At 42.6% G+C, this 17844-nt stretch carries 16 protein-coding genes; 9 read left to right on the plus strand and 7 right to left on the minus strand.

Annotation, left to right across the window (positions count from 1 at the left end):
• Window positions 1-153: 153 nt before the first annotated feature.
• Complete coding sequence (locus MSTHT_RS11795; protein ID WP_048167949.1) at window positions 154-1029, minus strand: DNA integrity scanning protein DisA nucleotide-binding domain protein; 876 nt, start codon at window positions 1027-1029, stop codon at window positions 154-156.
• A 465-nt stretch (window positions 1030-1494) separates the two neighbouring features.
• Between MSTHT_RS11795 and thpR the strand changes: the two genes are divergently transcribed.
• A complete protein-coding gene (thpR, locus tag MSTHT_RS11800) occupies window positions 1495-2040 on the plus strand; it encodes an RNA 2',3'-cyclic phosphodiesterase (protein ID WP_048168572.1) in 546 nt (181 codons plus the stop codon).
• Between the two features lie 39 nt (window positions 2041-2079).
• Here thpR and MSTHT_RS11805 read toward each other — a convergent pair whose 3' ends face one another.
• Window positions 2080-3159, minus strand: a complete 1080-nt coding sequence (locus MSTHT_RS11805; RefSeq protein WP_048167950.1) for an epoxyqueuosine reductase — start codon at window positions 3157-3159, stop codon at window positions 2080-2082.
• A gap of 522 nt (window positions 3160-3681) precedes the next feature.
• On the opposite strand from MSTHT_RS11805, the gene MSTHT_RS11810 reads away from it, so the two are divergent.
• The 3 genes from MSTHT_RS11810 to MSTHT_RS11820 all read left to right on the plus strand — a co-directional run bounded on the left by MSTHT_RS11810 (window position 3682) and on the right by MSTHT_RS11820 (window position 5773).
• Window positions 3682-4701 (plus strand): replication factor C small subunit, encoded by a 1020-nt coding sequence (locus MSTHT_RS11810; RefSeq protein ID WP_231588087.1) that lies wholly within the window; start codon window positions 3682-3684, stop codon window positions 4699-4701.
• Between the two features lie 118 nt (window positions 4702-4819).
• The gene (locus MSTHT_RS11815; protein ID WP_048167952.1) at window positions 4820-5332 is read left to right on the plus strand and encodes a COG2426 family protein; all 513 of its coding nucleotides are present in this window, start codon (window positions 4820-4822) and stop codon (window positions 5330-5332) included.
• Between the two features lie 177 nt (window positions 5333-5509).
• A complete protein-coding gene (locus tag MSTHT_RS11820; RefSeq protein ID WP_048167953.1) occupies window positions 5510-5773 on the plus strand; it encodes a 4Fe-4S dicluster domain-containing protein in 264 nt (87 codons plus the stop codon).
• A gap of 143 nt (window positions 5774-5916) precedes the next feature.
• Here MSTHT_RS11820 and MSTHT_RS11825 read toward each other — a convergent pair whose 3' ends face one another.
• Window positions 5917-6177: a histone family protein gene (locus MSTHT_RS11825; RefSeq protein WP_082086837.1), complete on the minus strand. Its 261-nt coding sequence runs from the start codon at window positions 6175-6177 to the stop codon at window positions 5917-5919.
• A 572-nt stretch (window positions 6178-6749) separates the two neighbouring features.
• On the opposite strand from MSTHT_RS11825, the gene MSTHT_RS11835 reads away from it, so the two are divergent.
• The 5 genes from MSTHT_RS11835 to MSTHT_RS11855 all read left to right on the plus strand — a co-directional run bounded on the left by MSTHT_RS11835 (window position 6750) and on the right by MSTHT_RS11855 (window position 13304).
• Window positions 6750-7706 carry a class I SAM-dependent methyltransferase gene (locus MSTHT_RS11835; protein ID WP_048167956.1) on the plus strand — a complete coding sequence of 319 codons (957 nt, stop codon included), beginning with the start codon at window positions 6750-6752 and terminating at the stop codon, window positions 7704-7706.
• 680 nt (window positions 7707-8386) lie between these two features.
• The gene (oadA, locus tag MSTHT_RS11840) at window positions 8387-10105 is read left to right on the plus strand and encodes a sodium-extruding oxaloacetate decarboxylase subunit alpha (RefSeq protein WP_048167957.1); all 1719 of its coding nucleotides are present in this window, start codon (window positions 8387-8389) and stop codon (window positions 10103-10105) included.
• Between the two features lie 22 nt (window positions 10106-10127).
• Complete coding sequence (locus MSTHT_RS11845) at window positions 10128-11609, plus strand: acetyl-CoA carboxylase biotin carboxylase subunit (protein ID WP_048167958.1); 1482 nt, start codon at window positions 10128-10130, stop codon at window positions 11607-11609.
• 110 nt (window positions 11610-11719) lie between these two features.
• Window positions 11720-12697: a biotin--[acetyl-CoA-carboxylase] ligase gene (locus tag MSTHT_RS11850; protein ID WP_048167959.1), complete on the plus strand. Its 978-nt coding sequence runs from the start codon at window positions 11720-11722 to the stop codon at window positions 12695-12697.
• A gap of 94 nt (window positions 12698-12791) precedes the next feature.
• The gene (locus tag MSTHT_RS11855) at window positions 12792-13304 is read left to right on the plus strand and encodes an S-layer protein domain-containing protein (protein WP_231588088.1); all 513 of its coding nucleotides are present in this window, start codon (window positions 12792-12794) and stop codon (window positions 13302-13304) included.
• 178 nt (window positions 13305-13482) lie between these two features.
• Here the strand turns inward: MSTHT_RS11855 and MSTHT_RS11860 are convergent, their stop codons facing one another.
• From MSTHT_RS11860 to MSTHT_RS11875, 4 genes are all read right to left on the minus strand, one after another.
• Window positions 13483-14442, minus strand: a complete 960-nt coding sequence (locus MSTHT_RS11860; protein ID WP_048167961.1) for a coiled-coil protein — start codon at window positions 14440-14442, stop codon at window positions 13483-13485.
• A 28-nt stretch (window positions 14443-14470) separates the two neighbouring features.
• Complete coding sequence (locus MSTHT_RS11865; protein ID WP_048167962.1) at window positions 14471-15094, minus strand: hypothetical protein; 624 nt, start codon at window positions 15092-15094, stop codon at window positions 14471-14473.
• 127 nt (window positions 15095-15221) lie between these two features.
• Window positions 15222-15512, minus strand: coding sequence for a DUF424 domain-containing protein (locus MSTHT_RS11870; protein WP_048167963.1), 291 nt, complete (start codon window positions 15510-15512; stop codon window positions 15222-15224).
• 141 nt (window positions 15513-15653) lie between these two features.
• The gene (locus tag MSTHT_RS11875) at window positions 15654-17756 is read right to left on the minus strand and encodes a minichromosome maintenance protein MCM (protein WP_048167964.1); all 2103 of its coding nucleotides are present in this window, start codon (window positions 17754-17756) and stop codon (window positions 15654-15656) included.
• Window positions 17757-17844 lie beyond the last annotated feature (88 nt).

The following is a 17844-nucleotide window of genomic DNA, read 5'->3' on the forward strand; positions in this document are numbered from 1 at the left end:
AGGGATATATTTCTCTTTGTTTATGAGTGTATGTACTGCCCTTATTCCTTCATATCCCTTCGAAGTATCTGCTCTTGAAAATCTGCAACTCTACACTTCCAATGTGTAATCAAGAGCTTTCAATCCTGAGAAAAAAGTTTTTGATTCTATGGATTAAATGTACCTCACCGCAGGCTTCATGCACTCCATACAAATTATTTCTTTTGCATCTTTATACACTCGGAGAACTCCACCTGACTCGGATATTGTAACTGCAATCGCAACCGTATCCCTGCTGATAGCGGCTGCCGATACATGCCTGCCTCCCAGTCCTTTTTCAATGTCTATATTTTTCCCATCAACGTCAAGATAACGGCCTGCTGCATGGATAATACCATTTTCATCTACCACAAAAACTCCATCCAGCTGGGCAAATTCCTTTATGGATTCCCAGTTTCTTTTGTCAAGGACATTCCGGTAGGCTTCATCGTGGCCTGCATACGGATTCAGTATTAACTGGTGAGAGCGCTTCATAACCTCTTCAGAATCACCTATAATGAAGGCAGCACCCATTTTCTTGCCTTCCCTGCCTGTCATGATAATATCAAATGAGATTTTCAGGATTGCACTCATCACTTCAGATTTTATCCTTTCATGGCATTCCTTCATGGCTTTTATAAGGGGGTTCTCATCGAGGCTATGTACAATAATCGAACTGGAACCACGAGTTTCAACCACGCCTACAATAATCCCACTTTCCTGATTCCCGAGCACGTATTCTATGGCGGCAGCCTGCTGAAGGTTTTCTGAGTTCCCCGAAGCTTCCCGATTTATCTGATCACCAAGCTCCTTTAAGGGAGTTTTTCCATCTTTTCCGGTTGAGACCAGATGGTCTATTATGCTCTTCGGGCGCATGGAGATATAATAGACCGGAATTCCCCCCGTATCAATCCCTTCAAAACTCAGATCCCCGGAAACCATAATTGCGGCAGCATCAAGTTCTTTGGAAATTCGGACTGCCGTTTCTGCAATTATACGTGCTCTATCCATATGATCCACCGCTTTTTCTTTTTGCAGCAACCGATTTGGGTTCTATTTTTTATAAAGTTAAAATTACTTTTTTTGAATTAATGTTTTTTGTTAAATTTAGGGTTATATTTTTTTAATTTACCGTTTTTCTTTAGGTTATAACTGCCTACATAAGGTTAACATTGAAGCCAACTTTATAAATACTTAAGCTTATTTACAAATCTGCACTTATCTCTTATATATTATAATTGCCCTGTAATCTATTTATTTTTCCTCTTTTTTCTTTCCGGCTTTCTTGCATTTCCCCTCTAACCTCTTCTTTTTCAAACATTTTCATTCTTTTTTCTCAAAAATCTTCAGGAAGGTTTACAATCCCCTCAATAGGAATCTGAAGTCAATTTTTCCAGAAGATAGTTAATAGGCGGGTAGAAAAGAGTAACAGGAAGATTTTTCTGGTTCGTTTTTCAATTAAGATTGGTGAATGTTTTGATCAGGACATTTATAGCAGTAGAATTAGATCCCGGATTTACAGAGAAGATCCGAGAGCTTCAGGATAGATTTTCCGGTTTTGATCTAAAGTTTGTTAATCCTGAACTCGTTCACATAACTTTGAAATTCCTTGGAGATGTGGATGAATCAAAGATTCCGTTGCTTTCCGCAGCTCTCGATTCCATTACGTGTGAACCTTTTGAGGCAAAAATCGGGAGGCTTGGAGTTTTCCCCAAACTTTCGAATCCTAGAGTGCTATGGCTGGGTGCAACTGGAAATTTCAGGGCGTTACATGAGAATGTTGAGAGTTTACTGGAGCCTTTCAAGTTCGAAAAAGACGACAGGGAATTTACTGCACATGCTACCCTTGCCAGGATAAAATTCCTCAAGAAAGATAAGAAAACCGCCTTTATAAATACTGTGAAGGAGTTAGAGGATATTGAAATTGGTACCATGTGGGTAAATAAAGTGGTTCTGAAGAAAAGCACACTTACACCTGAAGGACCAATTTATGAAACCCTGCACACAGTGTACATGGATTAAACTTTCGGTGTTATATTTTCTTCCTCTGCTCTGGATCAGTTACTCCTCTGGAACGGATTCGTAAAGCTCTCTCCTTTCTGGAGGCATTGCTTTGAGATACTCCTTTGCTTCCTCCGGAGACACGGCTCTGCGGGTTCCATCGGGCTCCTGTATGATCACGCCGCTTTCTGTGAGCATCCTGTATCGTGCTTTCCGGACTTCTTTGTCAGGATGGCAGACAAAATGACAGTTTGAACAGGTATATTCCATTCTGTTTCCTGGGATCAGGCATATGAAAAATCCGCCTTTGATTTTCGGTCGTTTGAGGTATGTCTCTATTGCACCGGGCAACGCAGCGATAAAATCTTCATCCTTTTTTGGAATCTCAAAGCGAGCCGGAGACCAGGTTGACCATTTTCCCGAGGAATTCAGACCTGTAAGCCCTCCGCAGACAAGGAAACATCGACTGTTGCTTCTCCTTTTTCCGTAAGTAAACTCCTTTCCTCCAAGATTTACTGTTACCTTTTCAAGAGGGTCAACATATCCAGAGGAACAGACTGCAAGGCAGATCTTGCATTCATCACAATAATTCTCTTCTTCTGGCAGTGGCTCTGTCGGGATAAGCTCCGCGTCCGTAACTACAGATGCCAGGACAATTGCTGATCCGTATTCCTTTGTGATTATGTTCCCTGAGTACCCGAAGTGTCCTATCCCGGAGCGAACTGCTAGATACCTGTGGGAAATAGGGGGGTGCATATCCAGCAGCCAGTTTTCCGAATCCTGACGGTAAACGAAATTCGCAAGCTGGGGAGAAGCTTTGTAACCATACTGCTGCAAGAATCCTGCCATTTCAAGGGCTATCCCGTTAGCAAGGGTGGTTGTCCGCACCTTATTTGTGTCTAAGGATTTGTGATCCTTTTTTCTAAAGTAGGGCTCTATGAGGTTCTGGTCAAAAGCAAGAGCAAAAACGACTGCCGATTTTGCTCCTGGCAGCACATATGTCAGATCCGCGGAAGGAGGACCGCCTGCAAGGGTTTCGGTTGTAGCGATGCCCACTTTAAAAGCTCCAAGGGTCAAAGCCATTTCTTTGAGTTCTTCAGTTAGTTTTTCCATTTTCGATTTTTCAGCTTGTTCTTCCATTCTCGACTCCTCAGGCAAGTTGAATAAAACTTGACCTCAATCTCTATATTATGTAAGACAACTGCTATATTCTTGATCGGCATTGAAATATACTAATTCCCAAAAAGTACAGCTCAATAACCTTTTCAAACACATTCTTATAGAGCCTTTTTAAATTCTGAAGGATTGGTTATAACTTTATGAGACTATGTAGTATAGAAAAAGCATATAGAGTTGAGTGAAGAATTACTAAAGCGATGGTAAAACAGATAGTAAAACCATTCAACGCTAGCAAATGAAAAATTAAACATATCCTATTGGGAAAGTAAAAGCAAATGAAAACAGTACTGTTTCTCTTTACTTTTCAACTTTAAAGATGCTTTTTTCTTCTCCTGTTACGCTTTTATTCTCTATTTTTCTATACATTTATATATTAGTTGTATCCTGGCTGTAGCGTATAACTAGCGTATAACTGTACTTTTACGATGCAGTTAAAATAACAACTGAGAACATTCAAAAGTTTAAATATTATCTTCTCTAAATATGGTGCAAGCATTGATGGAGGACTCTACGATTAAAGAAGAGATCTGGATCGAAAAATACAGGCCTGTCAGGCTGGACCAGGTGGTAGGGCAGGAAGAAACAATTGAACGCCTGAAATCCTACGTTGCAACGAGAAATCTTCCCCATCTCCTGTTTTCAGGACCGCCTGGGGTCGGAAAAACAGCCTCTGCAGTATCGATTGCAAGAGAAATCTTCGGGGAAGAGCTCTGGCGTGAGAACTTTACCGAACTCAATGCATCAGATGAAAGAGGTATTGATGTTGTCCGGACGAAAATTAAAAATTTTGCAAAAACTGCCCCTATAGGAGGAGCTGGGTTCAAAATTATCTTTCTGGATGAAGCCGATGCACTGACCCCAGATGCCCAATCTGCACTCAGGCGGACAATGGAGCGCTTCAGCAATAACTGCCGGTTTATTCTGTCTTGCAATTATTCTTCCAGAATTATAGAGCCTATCCAGTCCCGCTGTGCAGTTTTCAGGTTCAGGCGCCTTTCTGAAGAGGCTGTCAGGAGCCGCCTTGAGTACATAGCTAAAGATCAGGGTTTATCCATTACTGAAGACGGATATGAGGCTCTTATTTATGTATCTCAGGGAGACATGAGAAAAGCTGTGAATTCTCTCCAGGCTGCTGCTTTCATAGATCCAGAAAAGCCTATATCCAGGGAAACCATTTATAGAACTACAGCAACTGCAGATCCTGAGGATATCAGAAGCCTGATCGAAACGGCTCTGAGCGGGAATTTCAGGCTTGCGCGAAAGGAACTGAACAGGTTGCTCTATGAGGAGGGTCTTTCCGGGGAAGATATAATTGGACAGATTTACAGGGCAATCTCGGAAATGGATAACCGGATGATTCTGGATCTCGGGCTTTCTGAAAGACGCATTGTCGAACTCGTAGATAAAGTAGGTGAGATCGATTTCAGGCTCACTGAAGGTGCTACTGAAAAGATCCAGCTCGAAGCTTTACTCGCACATTTTGCACTCTCAGGTGCAGATTAAGGTTTGATGAACCGGAAGCAGCTTCTCTATACTCCAGATCTCTTAAAAGTTTGAAAAGGCTTGAATCCAGCCTTTTCTTAAAATAGGAAAATACGGAATTAAATAAATCCTGATTGCTATGTCTGTTGAACTAACATTAGTAAATATGCTGGAGGCTGTTCCCCACTGGCTTGCAGTTTTGATTCTGGGAGCTGTACCCGTTTCCGAACTGAGGGGGGCAATCCCTATCGCGATAGGCATTTATGGAATGAGACCCTTCGAAGCCTTCTTCTTCTCAGTGCTTGGGAACCTTCTTCCTGTAATTCCCCTTCTGCTCTTCCTTGAGCCGGTCTCGAACTATCTCAGACGCTATTCAATCTTTGATGCTTTCTTTACCTGGCTTTTCTCAAGGACCCGCAGAAACAATATTGAGAATTTTGAAAAATACGGACTCCTTGCACTGACTATCTTTGTAGCCATACCCCTGCCCGCCACAGGTGCCTGGTCAGGTTGTGCAGCAGCATTTGTATTCGGGATCAAGTTCAGGCATGCGTTGCCAGCAATTGCTCTCGGCATCATGATAGCCGGAATTGTAGTAACTGCCCTTACTGTTACAGGCATAAGTATTGCTGATATGCTCCTGAGTGTATAACCTTCCTTAAAAAGGCTTGCTTCGAAATCTTCATATATTTTAAAAGACATCAAATACCCAACTGACAGAACAAATATATATTTACGATTATAATTTTATCCCCAGCTCCTGCTTTTACAACTTTCCGCAGCTTATTTCTGTTGTCGGCAGTTCTCTGGAATTTTGAGGTGACTATTAATGGCAAAGGCAGATAAGAAAAACAAAAAAATAGTTCAGTCGAAAAAATGTGTTGGATGCGGAATCTGTGCTTCCGTTTGCCCTGTAAATGTAAAACTGATGAAAAGTGAAGACTTTGATCCCGAAACCTCTGAACTGGGAATCAGGATCCTGGGCGGAGTAGCAGTTATCAATGATGAAGTTTGTGTCCGCTGTGGTGCTTGCTCAAAGATTTGCCCTGTGGAATCTCTGACCGTAGTGGATATGGGATCCGCAGCTGCATAACTGAATTTTAAGTAAAAATAGGAAAAATAATAGGAGAAATGCTGGTTTTCAGCATTTTATTTTTTATTCTGTCCCTTAAAGCAGGATAGTACTGGTGAATAGCTTTTAAGGGATGGTCGATCTAAACGGATGAGCTAACCAACTTATAACATTTCTTTTGCTAGTCTTATATCTTCAGCTTTTACGGTTTTTCTGCCTGCATGTTCTGCAAGTTTTATTGCTTCTCTTGAGATCTCAAGTCCATATTCTTCCAGAATTTCTGTAAGAGCTATTCCCACACTCTCACTTACTCTATGAGCACCTGCAGTCCTTATTAAACGCTCAATTGGTGCAAATGGTATTACTTTTGCCATATTATCCTCCAATCTACTTTTTTTGCTGATATATACCTTATAATCCCTGATTTTGTACTCAGATTCTATAAATAACTTTGCTTATATTTGGATTTTTTCACTATCTACTCAGCCTTTAATACATTTTTGCTCTCCAAATTGTTATATCCGGGTTTTATCAACTTACAAGCCTTCATAAACCTTTTGAAAAAACTTCTTGAGCGCAAACTTTTTAGAAAAAAGTTTGATCACAAGCCTTTTCAAAAAAGGCTTGAGCGAAAACCCCGAGCAACGGCGTGGTCAAGCGGCGCAACGCTTGGTGATAAACCGGCGCAACAATTTCGGCATGCCTTTTGGATTTGAGAACCTTATTTCAAACCTTCCGGTGCGATCGATGGGTACGAGAGTCGCGGCACAGCGGTTGAGCTCAAGAGGTTTTATTATTGAGTGGTTGGAAGGATATTTTCTATGATTCTGATATGTATCGTGGTTATAACTATTGATTAGATTTCTTTGCTGATGATAATGACAGCAGGTATGTTTTTCTGACAGATCAGCGTTTAACGGTTATTGAGGCTTGAATGTCTCAGGTGAAGCTTTCTTTTTCGAAATCTTGATATGAGATTATCCGAATCTAATCAGATATGCTTTTACAGGAACTCCTTGGCATTGATGAAGAGATCTATTTTGTAGAGGAAAGTTATCTCGCCCAGAGGACTCTCAAGCGTACGCTTGATTATCTTAAGGGGGTACGGAAGTTTGCAGAGGAAGGGCAGATACGACTATTGAGGGTCCGGGAAGGAGAGCATACGCTCGGGATACTGGTTTTTAATCAGGCAGATGAGGAAGTCCCTGTGAATTTCTGGTCGGTTTTTACAGGCGCTCTTGCGGAAACTCGCTCAAAGAAAGACTTTGAGGTTCTTATGGATTCTCTTCTTGCTTTTAATCTACCTGAGAAAGATATTGAGGTCTCTTCGGAAAGTTGGCGAGATGCCGTCAATGAATATTACTCCCTTATGCTTGTAAACCGTAACCTTTGTGAGGGCTGTTCTGTTAAGCCCGAGTCTTATGAAAGTGTTTTTTCCGAAAATCGTGTGCGAAGAGTAGCAGAAGTTTTTGATATTCTTCAAGAAAAGGGTTTTTATCCTGAAGGCAAGGTTCTTGAGGTTTGTTGTGGAAACGGGATGTCTACAATTGCCCTTTACAGACTCGGGCTTGACCCACTGGCTGTAGAAATCAATAAATGCGCAGTCTGCCAGGGGCTTGAGCAGGGAGTTTTAAACCCCAGAAAAACGATTGTAATGGACGCAACCACCCTTTCACGATATTTTGAGCCTGGAAGCTTTGATGCAGTAATGGGATTTATGCTGGGGCTTGTCTATGAATTTAATAAAGAACTCTGGATAGGCATTATGAGAGAAGCAGTCTCGGTTGCAAAAGAGGGCGGTCTCATACTTTTTACAGTCAGCAGCAAACCTGAGATTGAGATTCTTGCCAGGGCTTTGCTCAGGATGGGAGTCGAAGGGGAGATTGTAGATAACACAGACTCTGAGGGGACTTACGATCAGTGGTTCTTTGTAGGAAGAAAACAGAAAGCTTGATTACAGGTGGAATTCCTGGAAAATTTATATTTTTCACTTCAAACTGATTTATTTTTAACCTTTTAAATGTTTAATCTTTCCTGGTCTCCAATCTCTTAATTATTTTGCAGCCCAACGGTTATCTTCCAGCCTCATCGATTAAAGTTCACTGCTTATTTGCTGGATATCTGCTGCTTGTTTATCTCATTTTTGATACTCACAGGTTACGTTCCAAAAAAGACCAGTTCTGAATAAGTAATAAGTTCCTCAATATTTCAGGAATTAGAAAGCTTCTTTCCTGCAAATTCAATCTGTTTCATAAATCAAAAACATCTTCATAAAACTACTTTTTTTAATGTCAACAACCAAAAAGTATATACTTGTTAACAATGGTATATTAAAGGATTCTTATCAACGCAGATTAGTTGAGTACTGCGTTTAAGACTATAAAATTGATTTCCTCTGATTGTGGTTTCAGAAAGCCGGTTAAACCGAATAATATAAACCCTTTTCCCGGCAAAACCGCAAGAAATCATGCTAAAATTACAATTAGAAATTTAATTCACTTTACTCAAACCGGATCAAAGTATTAACCGATATATTTCTGGGATATTAAACGAAGCCCTCTGGAAAACCATTCAAAATATACTGTCAAGAATGGTAAACCCGGTTATCTTGATTCGCTTTTAAGAGGTTCATCCATGAGTGTAAAAATTACCGAAACCATTCTCCGGGATGCACATCAGTCCCTCCTGGCAACCAGAATGCGGACAAGAGATATGCTCGAAGTGGTTGAGCAGCTGGACCAGATCGGGTATTTCTCCCTCGAAATGTGGGGAGGTGCTACCTTTGACAGCTGTATTCGCTACCTTAATGAAGATCCATGGCAGCGGCTAAGGGATATCAAAAAAGGACTGAGCAATACCTATGCACAGATGCTGCTCAGGGGTCAAAACCTTGTAGGGTACAGGCACTATTCGGATGATGTGGTCGAGAAATTCGTTACTAAGTCCTACCAGAATGGAATTGACGTTTTCCGGATTTTTGATGCGGTTAATGATATCCGGAACATGGAATTCTCTATCAAGGTAGCAAAAAAGCTTGGTGCTCACGTTCAGGGTACAGTCTGCTATACAATAAGTCCAGTGCACACTGTTGAGAAATATGTTGAGCTTGCAAAACAGCTTCAAGAACTTGAGTGCGATTCCATCTGCATCAAAGATATGGCAGGTCTTCTTTCCCCTAACGCTGCTACCCAGATAATAAATTCCATGAAAAAAGAGATCTCCGTTCCAATTTCTCTGCACTGCCACTGTACCTCAGGAATGGCGCCTATGAGTTATATGGCAGCCTGTGAGGCAGGGGTGGATATTCTGGATACTGCACTTTCTCCCCTTGCCTGGGGAACTTCCCAGCCTCCGACTGAGACAGTTGTAGCTGCCCTTAAAGGCACTCCTTATGATACGGGGCTTGATCTCGAAGCTTTTGAAGAGGTCGTTAAATACTTTAAAGGTTTGAGAGACAAATACAGGGGTATACTTGACCCTATTTCCGAGCAGATCGATACTAATGTCCTTATCTATCAGATCCCGGGAGGGATGCTCTCAAATCTGGTTTCTCAATTAAAGGAGCAAAATGCTCTTGATAAGTATGAAACTGTTCTTGAGGAGATGCCAAAGGTTAGAGAAGAACTCGGATATCCGCCTCTTGTCACTCCCACAAGCCAGATAGTGGGTACCCAGGCAGTGCTTAACGTGCTCATGGGCGAGCGCTATAAGGTTATTCCTAAAGAAGTAAAGGACTATGTGCGTGGACTTTACGGGCGACCTCCTGCTCCCATAAGCCCTGAGATAATAGGCAAAGTGATCGGAGATGAGGAACCTATTCACTGCCGCCCTGCCGATCTTCTTAAGCCTGAATATGAAAAAAGGAAAAAGGAGGCTGAGGAGATGGGCATTGCAAAATCCGAGGAAGATATCCTTACCTATATCCTCTATCCGGCTATAGCCCCCAAATTCCTGAAAGGAGAAATGGAAGAAGAAGCTCTGGCAGTCGTTACCCCCCCTTCAGTTCAGCAGGAGTATGCAATTCCAAACCATTTCAAGGTTGAAGTAGACGATGAGGTCTACGAGGTCAAGGTTGAGCCGCTGGGCGGTGGAATTTCCGTATCTGAGGCATCTCCCAAGAAACCAAATCCCGAGTCCGTTAAAGGAGCTGTATGCAGTTCAATGCAGGGCATGATCCTCTCTCTTAAGGTCAAGGTCGAAGACACCGTCTCAGAAGGCGATACAGTCGCTATTATCGAAGCTATGAAAATGGAGAATGCTGTCCACGCTCCCACTTCAGGCATTGTAAAAGAAATTTTCGTTTCTGAAGGTGACACTGTATCTCCCGGTGACATAATAATGTCAATCGAATAAATGTGACGAGGTGAAAGGTATCATGTTCAAAAAAGTACTCGTCGCAAACCGCGGTGAGATTGCGATAAGGGTTATGCGTGCCTGCCGAGAACTCGGTATCTCTACAGTCGCAGTCTGTTCGGAAGCTGACAAAAATGCCCTTTTTGCCAAGTATGCTGATGAGGCCTACCTGATAGGCCCGGCTCCTTCCAGCCAGAGCTATCTGAATATGGAGGCTATCCTTGCAGTTGCAAAAAGCACAGGAGCTGAAGCAATTCATCCGGGCTACGGCCTCCTTTCCGAAAACCCTGTCTTTGCAAAACGCTGTGAAGAAGAAGGAATTGTTTTCATAGGGCCCCCCAGTCATGTGATTGCCGAGATGGGAAGCAAGATAAGGGCAAGGAACCTTATGATGAAGGCTGGCGTGCCTGTAGTGCCTGGAACGATGGATGCAGTTGAGGATGTGGATGAGGCTCTGAAGATAGCGGAAGAAATTGGCTATCCTGTCCTGATCAAAGCCTCGGCAGGAGGCGGCGGAATTGGAATGAAAGTGGTACATTGCAGGGATGAACTTGCCGCCGCACTTAGCTCAACCAGACAAATGGCTGGCTCGGCTTTTGGGGACTCCTCGGTCTTCATCGAAAAATATGCAGAAGAACCAAGGCACATAGAAATTCAGATTCTGGCAGATGGGTATGGAAACACAATTTACCTCTCAGATAGAGAGTGTTCCATCCAGAGAAGGCATCAGAAGCTCATTGAGGAAGCTCCTTCTCCTATCATGACCCCTGAACTCAGGGCAAAGATGGGAGAAGCTGCAGTCAGAGTAGCAAAGACAATTGGTTATGTAAACGCTGGCACAGTGGAGTTTCTTTATTCAAAGGGCAACTTCTATTTCCTTGAGGTCAATACTCGCCTGCAGGTCGAACACGGGATAACCGAAATGGTAACTGGTGTTGACATCGTAAGGGAACAGTTAAGGATAGCCTGGGGAGAAAAACTTGAGCTTAAGCAGGAAGATATCACCATTAACGGGCATGCTATCGAGTGCAGGATCAACGCGGAAGATCCGTTAAATGATTTTGCACCTTCTCCTGGAAAGATCCGGGGATATCGGTCTGCAGGCGGTCCTGGAGTTAGGGTGGATAGCGGAGTACATACAGGTTACACGATCTCTCCATACTACGACTCGATGATCTCGAAGCTTTGTGTCTGGGCAAAGACAAGAGATGCAGCGATTGCCAGGATGGAACGAGCGCTTTATGAATATGTGATTGTTGGAGTAAAAACCAATATTCCTTTCCACAAGGCAGTTATGCGCAACCCGGCTTTCCGCAGAGGTGACCTTACAACGTCTTTTATCGAAGATCAGAAGATTATGGAGTCAGTTGAAGAGGTCGTCAAAGCGGATGCTGAAAAGGGAGCTACTCTTGCCTCAGCTCTTGAAGCAAAAGACAAAAAAGTTGCAGCTATCACTGCTGCTGTACACGCCTATGTGAGCATGGCACAAAAAAGGCAGCGCTGAAAGATGTCCTCCTGAGAAACAGGGACAGAACTTCTGACAGTTAGATATGAAACAGTTTGAACTAAATAATTATATACGGTGGAGCGTATACATTTGTATGGGGTGCACGGATGGGAGACAAAAGATCTCGGATTATCAAGGCACTTAAAGATGCACAGAAAAGCCCTGTTTCCGGAGAGGAATTGGGGCTCAAGTTAGGGATCTCAAGGACAATGGTCTGGAAGTATATCAAATCCCTTCAGGCGGATGGCTATGAAATAGAATCATCTCCGAAAAGAGGATATGTCTTGAAATCCGTACCCCAACTCCTGTACCCGGAAGAAATCCAGATGGGGCTCAAGACAACCCTTCTGGGGAAAAAAATTCATTATTTCGAAGAAGTAACTTCAACAAATAATATTGCAAAAGAGATTGCAGCATCGGAAGAAGAAGGAACACTTGTAATTGCCGAAGTGCAAAAAGGAGGCCGGGGAAGGATGGGCAGAGAATGGGTCTCTCCTCACGGCGGGATCTGGATGTCAGTAATCCTGAAACCCGGAATTCCTCTCAGGCACGCCTCAAGGCTTACCCTGATTGCAGGGCTTGCGGTTGCAAATGTTATTCGTAATATGGGCCTTGACGCCAGCATTAAATGGCCAAATGATGTCCGAATAAATGGAAAAAAGGTTTGCGGAATTCTTACTGAGGCAAAGGCTGAAGTGGATAGAGTAGACTATGTTGTGGTTGGAATAGGGATCAATGTAAACATGGATTTAAAGGATATCCCGGAATCTATCCGTGCAGGCTCTACAACTTTGAAAGTTGAGCTTGGAAGACATATAAAGAGAGTTTCGTTCCTTCAGGATTTGCTCTTCGAGCTCGAGCAGCAATACATAAATTTCAAGATCCGTCCGTTCTCACATATTCTCAACGAATGGCTTGCTCTTTCCGATACTATAGGAAAAGAGGTAAAGGTCACAACGCCTTCACGAATAATTGAAGGAAAAGCCATAGGAATAACCCCCGACGGAGCTCTAGTAATTAAAAAAGCTGACGATACAAAAGAAGAAATTATTGCAGGCAGATGCATTTATGCGCGTCCCAGATAAACCTGGAAGGAAGGAAAATAAGAAGATAAACTTCGCTCCTGTATTTTCCTTTTTACTCCTTATCTCTTTATGTTTTTCAGTTCTCTTTTACTCCATGTCACCTAGTTTAGCCGCTGACAATAAAGAAAAACTTACCATCATCTTAATCGATGGAGAAGAGATTTACTTAAGGTCAGGTAGCTCTTACACCTTCTTGCAGGATTATCAGCTTTATATAAAGGGTACTGATACTGAAGGCAAAAGAGTCTGGGTTGAACTTAGCAGAAAAGGAGTTCCCCTTCAGGATGCAATTGTCACTGAAGGCTCCCAGTTCGTATATATGCAGAATTCCACTGAAATCCTTAATCTGACTGTGAATACGATATACGCAGGAGCGGATGGAGTACTGGTCAGGTTCTCACCTGTATACCAGTATCTTGATACCAGGCTTCCCATGCCTCAAAACCCAGTCGAATCGCATGAGAATGTTTCGGAAAAAAACGTCTCCCCCGACTACCCTGAAATGGAACCGCAGGCAAAGGATTTTGATATGCCTCTCTTCCTCTTGGGACTGGGTACCGTGCTTCTGGCGACAGGTTTCTTTGCAGGAAAAAGGAAGGGAAAATAACTTTTTTAACGCTGGACGGCAAAAAGAAATTTAGTTAAAATTTATAAGCCGGATGCAGTTTTCTCTAAAACCGATTTTTCCTCTGAAACTGACTTTTCTCTGAAACTGATTTTTCTCTGAAACTAATTTTTCCCAGAACTGATTTTTCTCGCCAGCTTCCTGTGAATTTCCCGAGTGCTTATTCGTTGGAAAATTTTACGTCTCCTCTCTCGATAAGAAGTTTTAGATCTTCAAGAGTCAGGCGAGCGTTTTTCTGAAGTTTCTCGCGGGCATCGCTGTGTTTTTGGCTTACTTTGTGCTCGTCTTTTGTAAGCTGCAGGTCTTTTAACCTGTCAAGATATAAAGAGAGTTCCTTACGGCTGCTAGCGATGCTGTTTTTAAGCGGGTCAATTTTTTCTTTGATTGAATTTATATTCATGATTTTATCAGTAAGCTGGGCATGGTACATGTTTGCCTCTTTCCGAATCTCATCAGCAGATTTGAAATTTTCAAGCATTTCCAGGTGGTATGCCTGAGATTCTTCTGAAAGAGCCTGAATTTTTTCATGGAATTCATCCCCTTTTTTGTGAATTCCTTTTGACTGTTTATACCTCTCCTGAATTTGTGCATGCAGTTCATTTGCCTTCTTTGCAGCTTGCAGGCGTTTACTGAGGTCATTCAATTTCTGGAAAATTTTAATTTCCACAGCAAGAGGCAGTTCTTTGTTAAGAAAAGAGTCAAGTTCGGCTTCATAAGCCTTTGTGAGAGATTCCACACTTCCGTGAGAAAGTTTATTCCATTCGTCCCGCTGTTCCTTGAGTTCCGCAATCCCTGAAAACAGTTCTTGTGTCTTTGAGTTTACTTCACTTCTTTTCTCCTTATACTCGCTGATTATTTTGTTAATCTCATCCCGTTTATCTCTCAATTCCTGTGCTTTTGCAACCTTTTCCTTAACCTGCTGGTTCAGAGAGTCTCTCTTTTCTTTCAGTTCCTCGATATCGGCTCTATTCATTTTCAGTTCCTTAAAAATCGAAGCCAACTGTCTTTCGCTTTTCTCTATCTTGCTCCTGAGCTCGTTTATTTTGCTCTTCAGCTCCCGTTCGTTAAGGTTTGAAAGGTCGGCCGTTGCAATTTCTGTAGTTGAAACGTCGTTGGTCATGTGTCTCACCCCGTGTTTTCGAAGAAGGTTATGCTTTCAATTTTTCCCAGTAATTCAAGGCTTCTTCGTGGTTTTTTATTTTAGTGCTTAATCGTTTAAGCTGGGATCTGCTTTTTGAAATCTTTTCATTCTTGCTTCCGTCATCCTCTACAAGCTGCTTTTCAGACTGGATTATTTCTTTTAGTTCTTGATTTGCATTCCTGGCTTCTTCCATTCTGGCATCGACCTGCAGGAGAATATTCTCTTCACTTCCTGTTGCCTGAACAATCTCGCGCAGGTTTTCAATAAAATAGTCCTTAAGTCTTTGTTCCTCTTCGGGCTCTATCTGTCCTTTGAGCTTTTTAAGTTCTTCCTGAAGTTTTCTGGCAGTAATTGTATCCAGCTTCAGGAAGATCTCTTTTTCAAGGATTGTTTCGGCTTGATGGTAGAACTGCTGGCGTTTCTCCTTGAGAACTTCTTTTCTCTCTTCCATTCGGATTCTGGAATTCTTTACATTTTTTATGTCTTCTTCAATCTGGGTCAGCTTACTGTCCAGCTCTGCAAATTCCTTTCTAGCCTCTTCCAGAAACCGTCTGTGTTTTTCCACAGCTGCGGAGATCAGTTCCCCTTCTGTCAACACTCTGATTCCGGCTTCTTCAATGTTTTCAGTCACAGTATCACAATCTGCATTTATTATTTATACATAGGCTGTTTTATTCCCTATATAATTAGCCCTGAATGCCAGTAATACTAGCTGTCGCTGACTCAGCTTCTCCAGGAACCAGTCACGCAATATCGAGTTAAACCCTGAAGATCTGGGCATGGGGCACATTATCGATTATCATCACGGAATCCGGATCGATTAACCCATATTTTATGGCACACTCTATCGTTTTTTCTCCAAAGAGGTTTGCAGTCGTAGCTTCTTGTAGAGCTTCCTGTAGCTTTTCTCCGGAAACATGTTCCCCTTCATAAAAGACCCTGTTGATCTCAACTACGGTATTCCCGTATTTCAGGGTCCTTCCGAGCACTTCTCTGTCACAGGCTGCAACAAGGACATGCTCCCCATTTTTGTAGATTTTTAAATACATATTCTCCCTTTTAAATAGTAATGCCCTTTTAGTATTTACAGCTTAACCGTCCTTACATAATTATTCTGTAGATGCTCTTTTTTCTTATCATGGGATCTTGAAAGTTATTGTAGAATTTCCAGCGCTTTGCCCTGTATCAGATTAAACAAGCCTGACATGGTTCTGGTCTGGGGAGAGCAGGTCTCCTCTCTGCTTCATTTTTCTTATATTCTCCTCGGCATGAGTTCGGTCTATCCCGTGCTCCTTTTCAGCTATAGCATAAACCTCTTCCAGAGGGGCTTTAGCTCCCGGATACTTTTCGCTCACTTTTTTGATTATCTCTTTTAGGATTTTTATCTTGTTTCTCTGGCTCATGCTTGTGCCAGATGCAATTATATCCGCATCAAGGGCTCCAGTTTCCGGGTCGACACCCACATTTTTCAAGCAGTTCATAACTATTCTGATAGTTCTTTTTGTGTCTTCAAGTGTAACTGTATTGCTCAGACGGACTCTTGCGCTTGCTTCCGAAAGACGGACAAGGGCTTCAAGCTGTCTGGCAGTTACAGGCACAGGGGTGTTTTTGCCCTCTCCTGTTTTTCGAAGGTCCGTATAAAACTTTATCAGATGAGCTCTGGCATCTTCTTCCATCACAGGAAATACATTCTTTCGAGCATATGCAACGTATTTTCGCATGAGATCTGCCTGTATCACAGGTTCGATCGCTTCCATTTCGGCGTCGACAAAGTCTTCCGTAATTTGGGAGCTGGGAAGTTTTTCTCGCTGCTCGAAGAGTTCTCCTGCATAATGGGACTGTAAAATGTGACTCGCTATCCTGCTGTCCTGAGCATAGTTAGGAGTGTCGAGCAAAACGAAGATAAGGTCAAATCGGGAAAGCAGTGCTGGCGGCATACTTATCTGCTCTGCAAGCCCTTCATACCGATCAAAACGCCCGTATTTCGGGTTTGCAGCTCCTAAAAGGGCGCAACGGGATTTTAAAGTTGCAATAATTCCAGCCTTGGCAATACTTATAGTCTGCTGTTCCATTGCCTCGTGCAGGGCACTCTTATCCTCAGCTTTCATTTTATCCATTTCGTCAACCGCAGCAATCCCCATATCAGCCATGACAAGGGCACCACCTTCTATTGTCCATCTGCCGTCATTGAGGTCATCTTTTACGGCAGCCGCAGTCAGACCGCTTGCTGAGGCACTTCGCCCTGAAGTAAATACACCTCTTGGAGAAAGTTTGACCACATAGCGCAGGAGCTGGGATTTTGCGATTCCGGGGTCTCCTACAAGCATAATATGAATATCGCCCCTTATCCTGGAGCCATCAGGAAGGTTTTTTACAACACCAGAGAACAATTGAAGGGCAAGAGCTTCCTTTATATCCTCGTACCCATAGATTGAGGGCGCAACCGAGTGGATAATCTTGTCATAAATTTCAGGGTCGCGGGAAAGCTCAAGAATCTTTTCTTCGTCCTCGGGGGTTATCTCAAGTTCATCGAAGTCCTTATCTAATTGTTCTATGGAGTTCGCTTCGAGTACAAGATCATAGAAAGTGGATTTCCCATCTCTTAGGGTGCGCTGCCTGGATTTCAGGATTCCGTTAATTATTACCCTGTCTCCGGGAGTTACATTTCCTGTCAGGTCATCCTCGGAATCTACTTCAAGGCTCTGGGGCTGGGAACCTCCTTTTAGGTTTTCCGGTGATTCCTGAATCTGGAGTTTCTGAGCATCAACAAAAGTGGATTCTTCTATTATCACCTTAAAAGGTCCTTTCTTTCCACAGGTATCGTTTTCACAGCCTCCAAAAGGCTCCTCGAATTTGAAACTGTTTTGCTCCACAATAGTCAGATGCCCGCATCTGAGGCACTGGAAAGCAGCCTTAGTAATTCTCGGTCTCACTTCGGTTGCTTTCCTTATCATACCCTCAACAGCAACAAACCGGGATAGATGTTTGCTTCTGAGCTCCCTTATAGATACTCTGTTGGGGATTTTTACTATCCTTACATGAGCCTGTTCAAGGTTTTTCTCAACAGGAAGGTCGATTTCTTTCAGGGCAGCCTCAGCCGCCGGTATAAGTTCTCCTGGATGCTCAAGAAACTCTTTTGATAATTCTCGGTCAAATTTCTCGATGTCCGTAAAATCCACGATAAGGCTTCGCTGATCCGGATACTCGTTTGCAAGCTGGAGAATCTCATTCCAGTAGTAGTCTTTAAAAAACCTTTTTAGCTTTTCATCCCACTTGCTTTCTCTTTCAGTCATATCATTCTCTATCTGGCTTTAAGTAAAATTTTCATTTCTCATTACAAGATTTTTTGCTTAAAAAACTTTAAAAAAGTCAAAAATACAT

Source organism: Methanosarcina thermophila TM-1 (genome assembly GCF_000969885.1).
GTDB classification, from domain to species: domain Archaea; phylum Halobacteriota; class Methanosarcinia; order Methanosarcinales; family Methanosarcinaceae; genus Methanosarcina; species Methanosarcina thermophila.

Coding starts and splice junctions, on each gene's coding strand:
- MSTHT_RS11795 (WP_048167949.1), bottom strand. CDS start 1,029: ATGGATAGAGCACGTATAATTGCAGAAACGGCAGTCCGAATTTCCAAA.
- MSTHT_RS11805 (WP_048167950.1), bottom strand. CDS start 3,159: ATGGAAGAACAAGCTGAAAAATCGAAAATGGAAAAACTAACTGAAGAA.
- MSTHT_RS11810 (WP_231588087.1), top strand. CDS start 3,682: ATGGTGCAAGCATTGATGGAGGACTCTACGATTAAAGAAGAGATCTGG.
- MSTHT_RS11815 (WP_048167952.1), top strand. CDS start 4,820: ATGTCTGTTGAACTAACATTAGTAAATATGCTGGAGGCTGTTCCCCAC.
- MSTHT_RS11820 (WP_048167953.1), top strand. CDS start 5,510: ATGGCAAAGGCAGATAAGAAAAACAAAAAAATAGTTCAGTCGAAAAAA.
- MSTHT_RS11835 (WP_048167956.1), top strand. CDS start 6,750: ATGCTTTTACAGGAACTCCTTGGCATTGATGAAGAGATCTATTTTGTA.
- oadA (WP_048167957.1), top strand. CDS start 8,387: ATGAGTGTAAAAATTACCGAAACCATTCTCCGGGATGCACATCAGTCC.
- MSTHT_RS11845 (WP_048167958.1), top strand. CDS start 10,128: ATGTTCAAAAAAGTACTCGTCGCAAACCGCGGTGAGATTGCGATAAGG.
- MSTHT_RS11850 (WP_048167959.1), top strand. CDS start 11,720: ATGGGAGACAAAAGATCTCGGATTATCAAGGCACTTAAAGATGCACAG.
- MSTHT_RS11855 (WP_231588088.1), top strand. CDS start 12,792: ATGTCACCTAGTTTAGCCGCTGACAATAAAGAAAAACTTACCATCATC.
- MSTHT_RS11860 (WP_048167961.1), bottom strand. CDS start 14,442: ATGACCAACGACGTTTCAACTACAGAAATTGCAACGGCCGACCTTTCA.
- MSTHT_RS11870 (WP_048167963.1), bottom strand. CDS start 15,512: ATGTATTTAAAAATCTACAAAAATGGGGAGCATGTCCTTGTTGCAGCC.
- MSTHT_RS11875 (WP_048167964.1), bottom strand. CDS start 17,756: ATGACTGAAAGAGAAAGCAAGTGGGATGAAAAGCTAAAAAGGTTTTTT.